12 protein-coding genes are annotated in these 14,484 nt (G+C 68.6%); 9 read left to right on the top strand and 3 right to left on the bottom strand.

The features are described 5' to 3' along the window. Positions 1 to 39: 39 nt before the first annotated feature. Entirely contained in the window at positions 40 to 1,164 is a 1,125-nt protein-coding gene (locus HUJ41_RS10140; protein WP_179872455.1) for a glycosyltransferase family 4 protein, read from the bottom strand. A gap of 197 nt (positions 1,165 to 1,361) precedes the next feature. Between HUJ41_RS10140 and HUJ41_RS10135 the strand changes: the two genes are divergently transcribed. Next, a complete protein-coding gene (locus tag HUJ41_RS10135; RefSeq protein WP_179872454.1) occupies positions 1,362 to 2,273 on the top strand; it encodes a glycosyltransferase family 2 protein in 912 nt (303 codons plus the stop codon). Between the two features lie 81 nt (positions 2,274 to 2,354). On the opposite strand, the gene HUJ41_RS10130 is transcribed toward HUJ41_RS10135, so the two are convergent. Continuing rightward, the gene (locus HUJ41_RS10130) at positions 2,355 to 4,022 is read right to left on the bottom strand and encodes a glycosyltransferase family 39 protein (RefSeq protein WP_179872453.1); all 1,668 of its coding nucleotides are present in this window, start codon (positions 4,020 to 4,022) and stop codon (positions 2,355 to 2,357) included. Positions 4,023 to 4,151: 129 nt separating this feature from the next. Between HUJ41_RS10130 and HUJ41_RS10125 the strand changes: the two genes are divergently transcribed. The 8 genes from HUJ41_RS10125 to HUJ41_RS10090 all read left to right on the top strand — a co-directional run bounded on the left by HUJ41_RS10125 (position 4,152) and on the right by HUJ41_RS10090 (position 13,577). Then, positions 4,152 to 5,084, top strand: a complete 933-nt coding sequence (locus HUJ41_RS10125) for an O-methyltransferase (RefSeq protein ID WP_179872452.1) — start codon at positions 4,152 to 4,154, stop codon at positions 5,082 to 5,084. A gap of 51 nt (positions 5,085 to 5,135) precedes the next feature. After that, positions 5,136 to 6,944, top strand: coding sequence for a glycosyltransferase family 2 protein (locus HUJ41_RS10120; RefSeq protein WP_179872451.1), 1,809 nt, complete (start codon positions 5,136 to 5,138; stop codon positions 6,942 to 6,944). Between the two features lies 1 nt (position 6,945). After that, positions 6,946 to 7,548: a dTDP-4-dehydrorhamnose 3,5-epimerase gene (gene rfbC / locus HUJ41_RS10115; protein ID WP_218925608.1), complete on the top strand. Its 603-nt coding sequence runs from the start codon at positions 6,946 to 6,948 to the stop codon at positions 7,546 to 7,548. Beyond that, entirely contained in the window at positions 7,548 to 8,897 is a 1,350-nt protein-coding gene (locus HUJ41_RS10110) for a glycosyltransferase family 4 protein (RefSeq protein ID WP_179872450.1), read from the top strand. Before rfbC ends, HUJ41_RS10110 begins: the two co-directional genes overlap by 1 nt. A gap of 68 nt (positions 8,898 to 8,965) precedes the next feature. Beyond that, positions 8,966 to 9,835 carry a glucose-1-phosphate thymidylyltransferase RfbA gene (rfbA, locus tag HUJ41_RS10105; RefSeq protein ID WP_179872449.1) on the top strand — a complete coding sequence of 290 codons (870 nt, stop codon included), beginning with the start codon at positions 8,966 to 8,968 and terminating at the stop codon, positions 9,833 to 9,835. Further along, positions 9,825 to 11,954, top strand: coding sequence for a glycosyltransferase family A protein (locus HUJ41_RS10100; protein ID WP_179872448.1), 2,130 nt, complete (start codon positions 9,825 to 9,827; stop codon positions 11,952 to 11,954). Before rfbA ends, HUJ41_RS10100 begins: the two co-directional genes overlap by 11 nt. A 49-nt stretch (positions 11,955 to 12,003) precedes the next feature. Continuing rightward, positions 12,004 to 12,822, top strand: a complete 819-nt coding sequence (locus HUJ41_RS10095; RefSeq protein WP_179872447.1) for an ABC transporter permease — start codon at positions 12,004 to 12,006, stop codon at positions 12,820 to 12,822. Then, positions 12,819 to 13,577, top strand: coding sequence for an ABC transporter ATP-binding protein (locus tag HUJ41_RS10090; RefSeq protein WP_246299214.1), 759 nt, complete (start codon positions 12,819 to 12,821; stop codon positions 13,575 to 13,577). Before HUJ41_RS10095 ends, HUJ41_RS10090 begins: the two co-directional genes overlap by 4 nt. A gap of 30 nt (positions 13,578 to 13,607) precedes the next feature. Here the strand turns inward: HUJ41_RS10090 and HUJ41_RS10085 are convergent, their stop codons facing one another. Further along, positions 13,608 to 14,483 (bottom strand): glycosyltransferase family 2 protein, encoded by an 876-nt coding sequence (locus HUJ41_RS10085; protein WP_179872446.1) that lies wholly within the window; start codon positions 14,481 to 14,483, stop codon positions 13,608 to 13,610. Between the last annotated feature and the right edge of the window lies 1 nt (position 14,484).

Raw genomic sequence — 14,484 nt, 5'->3', positions numbered from 1 at the left:
GAACCCTGTGTCGCTTGCGAGGCGTTTCGGAGTCCTCGCTCATGCCGGTCCGCTGTCGTCGAGCACGGTGGATACGTAAAGAGACCACTCGGCGGCCGACTTGTCGGGTCGCTGCGCAACGGCGTCGGCCATCCGCGCCAACCGAGTCCTGTCTGCCATGTGCTCGATCGCGCGAGCAAGGGCGGGCTTGTCCAAGGGGGGAACGACAAGCCCCGTCACGGAATCGTCGATCTCGTCGGCGAGGTCGCCGACGTCGGAGACGATGACCGGCCGCTTGTGCGCGAACGCGAGATCGCTCACAATGCTGGACGTCCCACTGCGATAGGGGAGGACGAGCACATCACTGCGGGAGAAGAGCTCGGGTATCTCGCTGGCGTCGACGTATCCGTCTCTCAGCGTGACCCTCGTGTCGAGCCCGAGCTCGCGTATGTGAGCGCGGTACGTCTCGATGTCCTCCCAGAAGTGCCCGGCGACCTCGAGTGTCGCGTCATCGGTGAGCGCTAGCGCTTCCAGAAGGTGGTCGAGGCCCTTGTAGCGGCGCACCATGCCGAAGAAGAGCAGCCGCAGGGGGTCATCGGAATCGAGTCGTGGGGGGCGAGGAATGTCGTCAGGCTCGGCGATGCCCGGGAAGGGCAGCGCGGCGACGGCGATTCGGTGCGGCGCAACGCCGAGCGCGCGCGCGAGGTCAGCCTGGCTGTCGTTGTGCACGATGATCTGGTCCATGCGCTTGAGAAGCCAGCGCATGAGCAGCCGGTCGACACGGCTGCTCTCGTGGGGCACCACGTTGTGCACGATCGCGATCCTCTTGGGCACGGTCTTGCCGAGGGCGCTCCAGGCGTAGGGTACGGCGTGGAACGGCGTCACCACGGCGAACACGACCGTGTCTGCACTCGCCAGCCGGCCGCGAAGAGAGACCCAGCTCGCGGGTGAGTACCACTTCAGCCGTTCCGTCACCTCCGGGAAGATCGGCAACTCGGGCTTGTCCTGAGCGAGTTCCCCGAGTCCATTGCGCGACCGCTTCGGATACTGCGCCCGCCATGACTCGACTCGGGTGTGCACCCCGCGCGCGGCCAGTTCATGTGCCAGACGGGTGTCGTGCTGAGCGATTCCGCCCGTGTGGGGGTGGGTCGGGCCGACGATGACTACGTTCCGGGGTCTTGCCATGCGTCCTTTTCCTCACCGTGCTGGGGCGCGCACGCCGCGGCATCCTCTCGCGCCACCTCGCAAGCCTAACCACCCTCTTGGCTCCAGAACGGCACCCGTTGCGGCACAGTGCGGCGGCACGCGCGGAAGCACGTGCCGACTAGGCTCGGAGCGGGCGCTCCCCGCGTCTATCCTCACCGTCAAGCAAAGGGACAGCAGTGGCACAAGTCTGGGTGGTCGTTCCCGCCTTCAATGAAGCCGAGAACCTCGAAGTAGTCGTTCCTCAGATCGTTGCGGCTGTCGCGGAGATCGGAGAGGGCCGTGTTCTTGTCGTCGACGACGGTTCGACGGATGAGACCGCGGAGGTCACCAGAAGGTTGGCGAGCGACGACGCGACCGTGCAGCTCGAGCAGATGGGCCGCAACACGGGGAAAGCCGCGGCGCTCAAGCGAGGGTTCACGATCGCGGTCGAGGCGGGCGCTGAGGTCGTCGTCATGATGGACGCAGACGGTCAGGATGACCCGCGCGAGTTGGCGGGCCTGGTGGGCAAGCTGGACGAGGGATTCGATCTCGTCACGGGTGCTCGCCTTCTGCGACGGGACCGCTTCATCAAGAAGTACACCTCCCGGCTCTACAACAAGACCACGTCGATCATCGCGGGCGTTCCCGGCAAGGACTTCAACTCGGGATTCAAGGTCATGCGGGCGTCCGTCGCCAACAACGTGAGGCCGATGATGTACGGCGAGCTGCACCGGTACCTCACGGTCATCGCGGCGTGGATGGGTCACCGCGTCACCGAAGTGCCCGTCGAGCATCACCGCCGCATGTTCGGATCGAGCAAGTACGGTCTCGCTCGCTTCTGGCGCGGGTTCATGGACCTTCTGACGGTCCGGTTCATCATGAGCTACGAGCACCGGCCATCCCACCTCTTCGGCGGGCTCGGGTTCGTCTCCCTGCTCGCGGGCATCGCGATCCTGGTCTACCTCACCATCACCTGGTTCCTGGGCGCTCCGCTCGGAGACAGACCTCTCCTCATTGCCGGATTCCTGCTCGTCGTCGTGGGAATCCAGTTGCTGGTGTTCGGCCTGCTCGCAGAGCTGGTGGTCTACGGGCGCAACCGCGATCGCTGAGAGGCGCCTCACGGTCGATCTACGAGTGCACGGGAGAGATTCCCGCTCCCTCTATCCCACAGCCCCCGCAGGGCGCCCTGGCTACTCGGTTGGCCGGGAGAGATCCCAGACGATGTAGCCACGGCCATTGACATCGAGTTGCGCGTGGATTCGCTCGAATTCAGCGTCTAGCGCGACCGGCAGGTCTGGCATCCGCTTCACGCCGAGATGGTTGAAGAAGACGAGCAGTCGATCCGCGCTGGGAGGTATCGCAGCAAGAAGCTGCGAGTAGTCCCCTACCCGTTCCTCCGACATGGTGAAGACCCGGTCGGGGCGGACGTCGTCGCTGAAGCGCTCGAAGTAGACAATTGCTCGTGACTGATCCTGAAAACCCGTTTCCACAAGGAAGTACTCAGTCTCCGGCGCCGACTCGACAACTTGGATCACGCGAGCAACGTTGCCGCGCCAATCGTGCTTGCGTTGCGTTGCAGCCTCGAACCCCGCCGGAACGATCATCAGCGCGACGAGCGCAGCGATGAGCGTCGTCGTCGGGATGCCCGGCTTGCCGGTCTCCAGGGGCTTGCGCTGGACGAGAAGAACGAGAGTGACGAGCCCCAGCACGATCAGAGCGGTGAACGGTGGCACAGCGAACACGAAATATCGGAGGCTGTAGCGCTCGACGCCGGCGATTGTGAACACGAGGTAGGTGATCAGTAGCGGTAGCGCCGACCAGATCAGCAGCATGGCGTAGAGCCAGTCTCTGGATCCGCTTGTCGTGCGCCGATTCTGGAAGATCCGCCAGAGGCTCAGTAGCCCGGCCGCGGCGAGTAGCAACGCGACCGCAGGAACAAGAAGGCGGATCTCCGTAAGGTTCGCTCGAAGGACGATCGATATGAACAGATCCCAGGGGGTCGTCGATGCGGATGACCCTTCTACAGCGAACGAGTCGGAGAGTCGACCGTACTTTGTGAAGAACGACTGCCCCCACAGGACGAGGAAGGTGATGGGTGCGGCGAGGCTCAGTGCGCCACCGACAAGCATGGGCTTCCACCAGTCGCGAGGGCGACGTTCTACAACGATGAAGAACGCGAAGGCGAGTGCCTGTGCGATCAACCAGAAGACGTTGTAGTAGTGGGTCATGACGAGACCGATGTTCGCCAGCACCACTCCGATCACCGTCGGCCAGTGCCCGCCAATGCTCCAGTTGCCCGATGACTTGAGAGCGAGCAACGTCTTCAGCAGGAGCGCCATCGAGACGGTGGCCAGCAGCATGGTCAGGCCGTAGGAGCGGGACTCGACGGCATAGGTCATGGGTACGGACATCACGGTGTAGCTGGCAGCCACGGCGAATGCGACGTAGCGAGACCATCCGAGCCGGATGATGCGATACAAGACGTACCCGGACAATGTGACCGCGATGTTGGAGAGCATGCGCGTGGCCACTTCGCCGTCTCCGAGCACCGTCATCCAGGCGTAGAGCAAGAACTGATAGAGCGGGGGATGGATAGAGCCCTCGGAGAGGGCGACCACCGAGTCGAGGATCGTTGGGTTCCAAATCCCGTGCACGTAGACCGACAGGATCTCGTCGTTCCAATACGAGTTCCAGTCGGACAAGTATGTGCGCAGGATGAAGACCGCGATGAGGAAGGCCACGATCGCGCGATCGCTCGCGATCGTGGACGCGGTGTTCTTCGCCGCGATCGACAGTCGCGACCCGATTCGATCCGTGAGTGAAGTGTTCGGCGAGCTTCGCTCTGGATCCACAGTCATGAACCCCGATAGTACGCGAGCCGAGTGGCAAAGATGCGCGCGCATAGCCCGTGAAGTCGGGGGCGCCCCGAGGGGCGGAAGCTTATGCGGCGGCCCGTGCATCGCTCTCGCGCCCGCTAGACTGAAGAGGTGGGCACACTGAAGTGGCGAGGTTTGGCGTTGGTCGTCGGCGTCGCGACCCTTGCTGGCTTCGCGGTTCTGATCTGGGCGACCGCCACGAGTGCCCTCCCGCTGGCATTCATCGGCCTCGCGCTCATCTTGTCCGCGGTCGCGCTTGCCTCGCTCGCAACCTTGTTCTCGATCCGTCGGCTCATCAGGGTTCAGGATGCGGCGCTTCGCGCCAAGGAGCTTGCGAATCTCAAGAGCGCAGTGGCGAGTGTTCAACGCACCCTCGGCGTGGCTCCGAGCTCCCTCGAGGCGCGACTGCGCCACCACGTCATCAGGGACACCTCGGCGCTGCTCACCCTCCACGACCTGTACCCGACCCCGGGCGAGCACGTACCCCTGACGAGCTGGTCGGCGCTGCCGGCGACCGCCCTTATGCTCACCGAGCACGTTCGCGAACTGCCGGCAGGCAGCACCGTGCTCGAACTGGGCAGCGGGGCGACCACGGTGTGGATGGCCCTCGCCTCCCGTAAGCGCGGGGGAGACGTGCGCATCGTGAGCCTCGAAGCCTCCGCCGACTTCGCCGACGTCACGCGCACAGCCGTGCGCCGCAACGGAGTCGACGACCTCGTCGACCTGAGGGTCGCCGCACTCGACGCAGTCGCCACGAAGCACGGTGAGCAGCGGTGGTACGAGGCCCCGTCGTGGAGTGACCTGACCGGCATCGCCCTGCTCTTTGTCGATGGCCCACCCGGTGGAACCGGCCCGCACGCCCGCTACCCCGCGGTCGAACTGCTCGCAGACCGGCTCGCGCCCGGCGCGATCGTCGTCATCGACGATGCAGACCGCGACGACGAGAAAGCCATGCTCGACGACTGGCTCGCGCTCGATCGCGACGGCCGCCACCCCGAGATCATCGAAGTGCGCGAGAACGCCACAGCCCTGCGCATGCCCTGAACTGCACCACCGCAGCACCCCCAGTCGCCCACCCGAGAAGAACTACCCAGCATGACCCGACATGCCCAACACCCCGTTCAGCGCGCCGCCCGCGCGCTGGCCCGGCAAGCCCCCGATGTGCTCGTGCGGCATGCCGCTGCGACCGCGTCGCCCGCCACGCTCGACGCCCTCGCCCACGCGGCGAGCACCGCGCCACCCGAGCGCGCCCTCGACAGCCTCGTAGCGCTGGCTCGCGCGCATCGCGTTCTGGGGCGCGGCCTGAGGCCGGAGGGCGAAGCCGGCAGACTCTTTCGCGAGGCGGCCGAGCGACTGGGCGACGATCGTGCCTCCCGGCGTCACCGCGACCGAGTGGTCGAAGGCCTCATCAGCACTCAGCAGTTCGCCCTCGCGCGCGAGCTCGACGAGCGTGTGCCCGGTGCCACCGAGCGCGCCCACCTCTTTCGGCAGGACCTCGTCAACCCCTTCCTCGCCAGCGACCACGCGCCGACCGACGTTGCCATCGAGGGGTGGCTGAGTCTCGTCAACGAGCGTCATCGTGCCGACGGCATCGAGCCCCTCACCCTGCGCGACACCGGATCGACGGTGTTCGACCGACTCGCCGCCGCCTCGACCGCGCGCGTCGACGAGGGCCCGCTCGTCTCCGTCGTCATGACCACCTACCGACCCGACCACATGGTCGAGACCGCGGTGCGGTCGATGATCGCGCAGACCTGGCAGAACTGGGAGCTGCTCCTCGTCGACGACGCCTCGCCCGCCGAATACCAGGACTACCTGCAGTCGCTCGCCGACCTCGACGAGCGCATCCGCGTCATCCGGTGCGACGACAATGCCGGCGTGCACCGCCGCCGCGCCGACGGCTGGCGGGAGGCGGGCGGCGACTACCTCACCGCGCAGGATTCCGACGACTGGGTGCACCCCCGACGACTCGAACGGCAGCTGCGGCACCTCATCGAAGAATCGCCGATACCCGCGACGATGCTGCATACGAGCCGGATGACCGAGCGAGGCGGCTGGGTGCACCCCGGCGGAGCGTGGCGCCACGCGATGCACTCGAGCCTGCTCATGCACCGCTCCGTGTGGGAGGGCCTCGGCACCCTCGCCGACGAGCGGCGCAGCGCCGACGCCGAGTACCGGCGCAGAATCGAGGCCGCCTTCGAGCAGCAGATACCGGCCGAACCGACGAGCGCACCCCTGACGCACATTCGCCGCCACGACGCGTCGGAGAGTGCGCAGGACTTCAGCATGATGCGCATGCACCCCGGCTACCGCGCCTACCGCAGCGCCTTCACCGCCTGGCACGGTGAACGACGCGGCGACCACGCCGCCCTGCGATACGACCCACGTCGGGATGCGCCACGGTTTCCCGTGCCGGCGATCGTGCGGGCAGCAGCGCCGCCGCAGCACGACCTCGACGTGCTGTACGTGCTCGACCCGCGCGAGTGCGAGCGCGCCGCGCCGCTGCACCGCGCCGTCGTGGACGAGCTTGCCGCGCTCGCCGACCGTCGAATCAGGGTCGGGGTGATGGCCGCGCTCTCGCCCCACCTCGCGCACGCCTACGAGTCGAGCCCCGCCGACCTGCAGGCCCTCATCACGACCGGTCGCATCACCGAAGTCATGCTCGATGAAGCCGTCACGGTTCACCGGCTCGTCGTGCGGCACCCCGAGGCACTGCTCGGCGTCGCGCACGACAGCCCGACGGTGCACGCCCGAATCGTCGAGATCGTGCGCACCGGCCGCACCGAACGGCTGCTGCCGCGCACGCTGACCACGCGAGCGGTACGGCGCGACGCGCTCGCTCATCTCGTGCACGCCGGGTACCGCCGACGGCGGCCCCGTGCCGCCCGGTTGTTAGGCTCCTGACGTGCTCATCACGCCGCTCGACATCTCTGACGCCCACCTCATCGAGCCCCGCGTCTTCAGCGACGAGCGCGGCGCCTTCCTCGAATGGTTTCGGGCTGACCGCCTCGCAGAGACCCTCGGGCGCCAGGTGCCGATCGTGCAGGCGAACACCTCGGTCTCGGCGCGCGGCGTCGTGCGGGGCATCCACTTCGCCGACGTGCCCCTCGGCCAGGCGAAGTACGTGACCGTCACCCGCGGGGCGATCGTCGACTACGTCGTCGACCTGCGGGTCGGCTCACCCACCTTCGGGCAGTGGCAGGGCGTCGAGCTGAGCGCCGACAACCACCACGCGCTCTTCCTCGCCGAAGGCCTCGGGCACGCCTTCGTCTCCCTCGCCGACGACACCTCCGTCAGCTACCTCGTCACCGACGTCTTCCGCCCCGAGCGCGAGCACGCCGTGCACCCGCTCGACGGCGACCTCGGCCTCGACTACCGAATGCCGGTCGGCGAGCTCATCCTCTCGGCCAAGGACGAGGCGGCGCCGGGCTTCGCCCAGGCGCAGGACGACGGCCTGCTGCCCACCTGGCAGGACTGCCAGCAGCGGTACCGCGACCTGGCGGTCTGATGCGCGTACTCGTCGTCAGCCACAGCGCCGCCGACCACCTCGGAGGAGCCGAGCAGTCGCTGCTCGCCCTGCTCGACCACTGGACTGCCGCCGACCCCACCGTCGAGCCCGTCGTCGTCGGCCCCACGCCCTCCGCCGCCATGACGCGCGAGGTGCTCGCGCGCGGCTGGGCGTCGACCGAGCTCGCGATGACCGGCTGGGCCGTGTGGGAGGCCGACGGCGGGCGGGCGCAGCGCCGACAGCGCGAGATCGAGAACGCCGCCGCCACCCGGCGCATCATCGAGCTCATCGAGCGGGAACAGCCCGACCTCGTCATCACGAACACCCTCGTCATGCCGTGGGGCGCCCTCGCCGCGGCCCACGTCGGTGTGCCGCACGTCTGGTTCGTGCGCGAGTTCGGCGAACGCAGCCAAGGGTTCCTCTACCCGGACGGGCGAGACGCGGCCCTGCGCGACATCGGCGCGCTCTCGCACACGGTCGTCGCGAACTCCCGCGCCGTCGCCGACGCCCTGCAGGCGCACATGCCCGAGCGCGACATCGCTGTCGTCTACCCGCCCGTCGACCTCGAGCGCGTGCGCGAGGCGGCCCGCGAACCGCGACAAGACGTGTTCGGCGACGACGCCGCACTGCGCGTCGCCGTGCTCGGCCGGGTCACCCGCAGCAAAGGGCAGTGGCGCGTCGTCGAGGCTCTCGCGCGACTCGACTCGAGCGGCATCGAGGTTCGCTTCATCGGCGGGGTGCTCGACGCGCACGCCGACGAGCAGCTGCTGCGTCGCGCGGCACGGCTGAGGGTGGCCGCCGACCTGCGCTTCCTCGGCGAGCAGCCCAACCCGTTCGCGATCGTCGCGCAGGCCGATGTGTGCGTCATCCCGAGCGAGAAGGAGGCCTTCGGCCGCTCCACCCTCGAGTGCCTCGCGCTCGGCAAGCCCGTGCTGACCACGCGCAGTGGTGCGGGCGCCGAGCTCGTCGACGACGGGCGCACGGGTGCCGTCATCGACGCCGACGACTTCGACGCGTGGGCGCGCCACCTGCGCGGCTACCTCGACGATCGCGAGCTCATCGCGGTGCACGGCGAGGCAGCGCGGCGTCGCGCCGACGAGATTGCGTCGGGCCCGCACTCCCTGCCCCTCGCCGTCTCCCTGCTCACCGCCGCGGCGGGCGCCGCCCCCGTGCCGCTGCCTGAACGCTGGCGGGAATGGGTCGCCCGCGTCGACGAGACGGCGGCCGCGAGCACCCGAGGGCTTGCCGCCCGCGCGCGGCTCACCCGCCTCGCCACGCTCGGCCTGCGCGCTGCGCGGCACCCCGTGCGAGCATCCCGTCGCCTGCGCGCGCTCCTGGCGCGCCGATAGTCGCCCGGCGCACACGCCGGTCATCGATACGATGGCCGAATGGACTCTTCCACCCCGGCGGTGCCGTAGTGCGCGGCATCATTCTCGCCGGCGGCTCCGGCTCGCGGCTGTGGCCCATCACCAAGGGCATCTCGAAGCAGCTCATGCCCATCTACGACAAGCCCATGATCTACTACCCGCTGTCGACGCTCATCACGGCGGGCATTCGCGAGGTGCTCGTCATCACGACGCCCGAGCACCGCGACCAGTTCGAGACGCTGCTCGGCGACGGCAGCCAGCTGGGCATGACGATTCAGTACGCCGTGCAGCCTCAGCCGGAAGGCCTCGCTCAGGCCTTCCTCATCGGCGCCGACTTCATCGGCGACGACAGCGTGGCCCTCGTGCTCGGCGACAACATCTTCCACGGTGCCGACCTCGACCGCGCACTCGCGGCCGCAGGCTCCCTCGACGGCGGGCTCATCTTCGCCTACGAGGTCGCCGACCCGAGCGCGTACGGCGTCGTCGAATTCGACGAGACAATGACCGCCGTCTCCATCGAGGAGAAGCCCGCCCACCCCAAGAGCAACTACGCCGTGCCCGGTCTCTACTTCTACGACAACGATGTCGTCGATGTGGCCCGGGGCATCGTGCCGAGTGCGCGGGGCGAGCTCGAGATCTCGTCCATCAACGAGCACTACCTGCACGCCGGCCGGCTCACGGTGCAGCCCCTCGAACGCGGCACGGCGTGGCTCGACACCGGCACCGTCGCCTCCATGATGGAGGCCGCGGAGTACGTGCGAGTCATCGAGCACCGGCAGGCGCACAAGATCGGGTGCATCGAAGAGCTCGCCTGGCGCGCCGGGTGGATCGACGACGCCGCTCTCGCCGCCCTCGCCGAACCGCTCGTCAAGAGCGGCTACGGCGCCTACCTGCAGAGGCTGCTGAACCGTGCTGGCTGAGTTCAAGGCGCTCCTCAAGCCCTACCTCGCGCCGATACTCAAGTTCAGCCGCGCCGAGATTCTCGTGGGGCTGGCACTGCTCGCCCAACCGGCCGTGCTCATCCTGCTCGCCCTCGTGATCACCGCGATCGAGTACCCGTGGCTCGTGCTCGCCTGGCTCGTGCAGTTCCTCCTGCTGAGCGTCTACGGCCTCGTACTTCTGCGGCGCCGCTTGCGCACGCGGGCGCCCGCGCGGCACAACCCGCAGGTCACCGGCTTCCTCTCGCCCGGCCTGCTCGAAGACCTCGCCGACACGGCGCCCATGAGCCTCGCCCCGTTCTCGCGACGGCGCAGCATCAACAGGCTCGCCGAGCGAGCTGCCGCCAATGAGATCGTCGCCTACGCGCTGCACGCGGGCACGCGGCCCGTCATCGACGCCCTCGCCCTGCGTGCGACGGCCGGCGCGCTCGACGTGGACGCGCTCGTCGCGGTCTCGCGACTCGGGGCGCCCGCCGCGTCACGGTCGCTCGGTACCGTCGACGTCGACCTGCTTGTCGGCCTCGCGCGGGTGGCGAGCATCCACGATCTCGGGGAGGGGGCAGCCGAGGCGCTGCTCGACCTCGCCGTCGCCCGCAGCGCGCACGCGAGCGACGCCTCGCGCGTGCGCGTGGCAGAGCTGTGCGTCGGCGCCCGCCGGTTCGCCGACGCCGCCGCAGTGCTCGACCAGGTGGAGTCGGAGTCGTGGCAGCGCCGCCTGCTGCTCGCCGATCTCGTCAACCCGCACGTCGCCGAGACCGGCGCGGGCGACGAGGAGGCGTGGCTGGCGCTGTGCAACGCGTCGTTCGCCGCCGCGGGCCTCGAGCCGATCACGATGGTCGGCGACCATGGCCTGCCCTTCGACCGCCTCGCGGCGCCGGCCGCACCGCCCTCGAGCGTGAGCGGCCCACGCGTGACCGTCATCATGAGCGCCTACCGGCCGAACGACGACACCCTGCACGCTGTGCGCTCGATCATCGACCAGACCTGGCGCGACTGGGAGCTGCTCGTGATGGACGACGCATCCGGCGCCGAGTACGACGACATCTTCGCCCGCATCGACGCTCTCGACGACCGCGTCACCGTGGTGCGCGCTACCGAGAACGCCGGCACGTACGTGCGCCGCAACGAGGCGATCCAGCGCGCCACGGGCGAGTTCGTGACGATGCAGGACTCCGACGACTGGAGCCACCCGCGCCGCCTCGAGCTGCAGGTGCAGCACCTGCTCGCCCACCCCGACGCACCCGCCAACCTCAGCTCGGCGCTGCGGGTCACGAGCGACCTGCTGTTCACCCAGGGCCGGGGCCTCTACCTGCGCCTCAGCGAGCCCTCCCTGCTGTTCCGCCGCGAGCTCGTCGTGGGCCGCATCGGCTACTTCGACTCGACCCGCAAGTCGGCCGACTCTGAGTACCGCATTCGCATCGGGGAGGCCTTCGGTGCCGAGGTGCCGCACCTCGTCACGCGCGGCCCGCTCATGCTCATGCGCTTCGACACCGCCTCCCTCAGCGGCAGCGACCTGGCCGACGGCTGGACCCACCCGGCGCGCGTCGCCTACCGCAGCGCCTATAAGCGCTGGAGCTCCTCCGCCTCCGCCCCGTACCTGCCGTTCCCGCTCGAGCAGCGGCCGTACTCGGCGCCCACGCGCATCACGGGCGCGAACCCCGACCGCGGCCGGGTCGACACGCTCGTCGTCGCCGACGTGCGCACCGGCGGCCCCTTCGACAAGACGGCTGGCGCGCTGCGCACGATGCTCAAGGCGGAGCACGCGGCCGGCCGCTCGACCGCGATTCTGCACGCCCCCGGGTTCCTGCACTCGGCGCAGGAGAAGCCGTGGAGCGGCGCCTACCACGCGATCATCGATGATGGGCTCGCCCTCGAGGTGTTCGCGCTGGGGGAGACGGTGCAGGCGGGCACGGTCGCGATCTGGGGGCCGGATGCTCTACTCGGCGTGCCCGAACGTCACGGCGTCACCGCCGACGAGGTCGTGCTCGTCGCCCACCCCACCGAGCACAGTGCGATCGTCGTGCCCGACTACGCCGAGCAGCTGTGCCGCGAGCGTTTCGGGCACGCGCCACGTCGCGCCCCCTCGGGTCGCCTACACTGAGACGGTTGTCCCGGCCCGCGAGGTGCCCCAGGCCCGTCGAAAGCACAGGATGAAGTATCTGAAGGAGCTGCTCGGTACCCGCGAGCTGCTGGCGAACCTCACCATGCGCGAGGTCAAGGGGCAGTACCGGCGCACGGTGCTCGGCCAGCTGTGGTCGCTGCTCAACCCGATCGCGACGATGCTCGTCTACACGGTCGTGTTCTCCTTCATCTTCCGCGCCGATCCCGACCCGGGGGATCCGAGCGGGCTCAACATCTACCCGCTGTGGCTCATGTGCGGTCTGCTGCCGTGGCTGTATTTCTCGCGCGTCGTCAACGGCGGCCTCAACTCGATGGTGTCGAACGCGAACCTCATCAAGAAGGTGTACTTCCCGCGCATGCACCTGCCGCTCTCCGTCATGTCGTCGGTCGGCATCACGTGGGGCATCGAGATGGGCGTGCTGACCCTCGCACTTTGGATCTTCGGCGGCTTCCCCCTCCCGTGGCTGCCGCTCGTCATCTTCACCATGGGGCTGCTCGCGCTCTTCGCCGTGGGCGTCGCGATGATGCTCGCCATCCTCAACGTGCACTTTCGCGACACGCAGCACTTCACGACGATCGTGCTGCAGATGTGGATGTACCTGACGCCGATCATCTACCCCATCAGCCTCGTCGAGGAGGCCGCGCGCGACATCGGCGACTGGGTGCTGTTCGTCTACCGCCTGAACCCCATGGAGCACTTCGTGGGCGTGTTCCGCAACCTCCTCTACGACAACCGGCTGCCTTCGCTCGACGACACCCTCTGGGTGTTCGGCGCCGCCGGCATCGTCTTCGCCCTGGGCTTCCTAATCTTCTCGCGCAACGAGAAGCGATTGGCTGAACTGCTGTGACCTCCACTACTACGAACCCGCCCGCCGTGATCGTCGACAACGTGTCGAAGAAGTTCCGCCTCTACAAGGAGCGCAACCAGACGCTCAAGTCGGCCGTCATGCGCGGCCGCAAGACCGTCGCCGAAGACTTCTGGGCGGTGCGCGACGTGTCGTTCGAGGTGCCGCAGGGTCACACCTTCGGCCTCATCGGCCGCAACGGCTCGGGCAAGTCGACGCTGCTCAAGACCCTCGCCCGCATCTACCACCCCGACCAGGGCTCCATCACCCTCAACGGCACGGCCGCCTCGATGCTCGAGGTCGGCAGTGGCTTCCACCCCGAGCTCACGGGGCGCGAGAACATCTACCTCAACGGGTCGATTCTCGGCCTCAGCCGCAAGCAGGTGAAGGCCAAGTTCGACGAGATCGTCGACTTCTCGGGCGTCGAGAAGTTTCTCGAGCAACCCGTCAAGAACTACTCATCGGGCATGTACGTGCGCCTCGGCTTCTCCGTCGCCGTGCACACCGAGCCCGACATCCTCGTCGTCGACGAGGTGCTCGCCGTCGGTGACGGCGCCTTTCGCGAGAAGTCGCGCCTGAAGTTTCTCGAGTTCACGGGCGCCGGCCGCACCGTCATCTTCGTCTCGCACGCCCTGAACCAGGTCAAGGAGATGTGCGACCAGGTGGCGTGGCTTGAGAAGGGCCGCTTGCGCGAGGTCGGCGACGCCACCGAGGTGACCGACCGGTACGAGAAGGCCCTCGCCGACGAGAAGGAGTAGCCGCGGCGGCTGCCCGGCCCGCGCAGCCGGTCAGCGCGTGCGGCGCACCACCCACGCCGCGCGCACCCGCAGTGCCGTGCTGAGCCCCGCCCGCACCGGCCACAGCCACCATCCGCGGTACTTGCTCAGCAGGAACCGCCGTGCGCTCTCGTGGTGCACGCGCACCATGCGCGCCGACTCGGTCGTCGTCGCGTGCGCTCCCGTGTGGATGACCGCCGCGCTCGGCGCGAACACGTTGCGGTACCCGGCGAGACCCGCGCGGTAGCCCAGATCGACGTCTTCGAAGTACATGAAGTAGCCGTCGTCGAACCCGCCGAGCTCGTCGAAGACGCTCCTCCGCACGAGAACGCACGCCCCCGAGAGCCAGCCGGCATCCCGCTGCTCGCCGCTCGGGGCGCGCTCGTCGCGGTACCGCGTCGTCCACGGGTTCGACTGCCACACCGTCATGAAGAGCGCGTGGCCGATGCCCGTGCGCAGCGACGGCACCGAGCGGGCGGAGGGGTAGAGAGTCTCGTCGGCGTTGCGGATTGCCGGGCCGACGATCGCGATGCGCTCATCGGCCGTCGCGACCGCGAGGAGCGTGTCGACGCTGCCCGGCAGGAGCACGACGTCGGGGTTGCACAGCAGCACCCACTCGACCGAGGTCGGCAGCGCGGCGACGCCCGCGTTCATACCGCCGCCGTAGCCGGGATTGTCGGGCAGGGGCACGTAGCGGCCGCCGTGCTGCTGCGCCAGTTCGCCCGCGAGCGAGCCCTCGCCCGGCAGGTTGTCGACGACGACGAGCTCGAGAGGCTGCTCGCTCGCCCGCTCGAGCGAGTCGAGCAGATCGGGCAGCACCGCGTTGGAGCGAAAGGCCACCGTGACGACACCCACCCGGGCGGTCTCGGAATCGTCGCGGCGGGTCATG

Origin of the sequence: Microcella indica (assembly GCF_013414345.1) — a bacterium.
Taxonomy (GTDB): domain Bacteria; phylum Actinomycetota; class Actinomycetes; order Actinomycetales; family Microbacteriaceae; genus Microcella; species Microcella indica.
This window is presented reverse-complemented; position numbering and strand designations above follow the sequence as displayed.

Excerpts from the sequence above, each read along its gene's own strand:
- HUJ41_RS10130 (WP_179872453.1), bottom strand. The coding sequence starts at position 4,022 with ATGACTGTGGATCCAGAGCGAAGCTCGCCGAACACTTCACTCACGGAT.
- HUJ41_RS10110 (WP_179872450.1), top strand. The coding sequence starts at position 7,548 with ATGCGCGTACTCGTCGTCAGCCACAGCGCCGCCGACCACCTCGGAGGA.
- HUJ41_RS10140 (WP_179872455.1), bottom strand. The coding sequence starts at position 1,164 with ATGGCAAGACCCCGGAACGTAGTCATCGTCGGCCCGACCCACCCCCAC.
- HUJ41_RS10085 (WP_179872446.1), bottom strand. The coding sequence starts at position 14,483 with ATGACCCGCCGCGACGATTCCGAGACCGCCCGGGTGGGTGTCGTCACG.
- HUJ41_RS10095 (WP_179872447.1), top strand. The coding sequence starts at position 12,004 with ATGAAGTATCTGAAGGAGCTGCTCGGTACCCGCGAGCTGCTGGCGAAC.
- HUJ41_RS10120 (WP_179872451.1), top strand. The coding sequence starts at position 5,136 with ATGACCCGACATGCCCAACACCCCGTTCAGCGCGCCGCCCGCGCGCTG.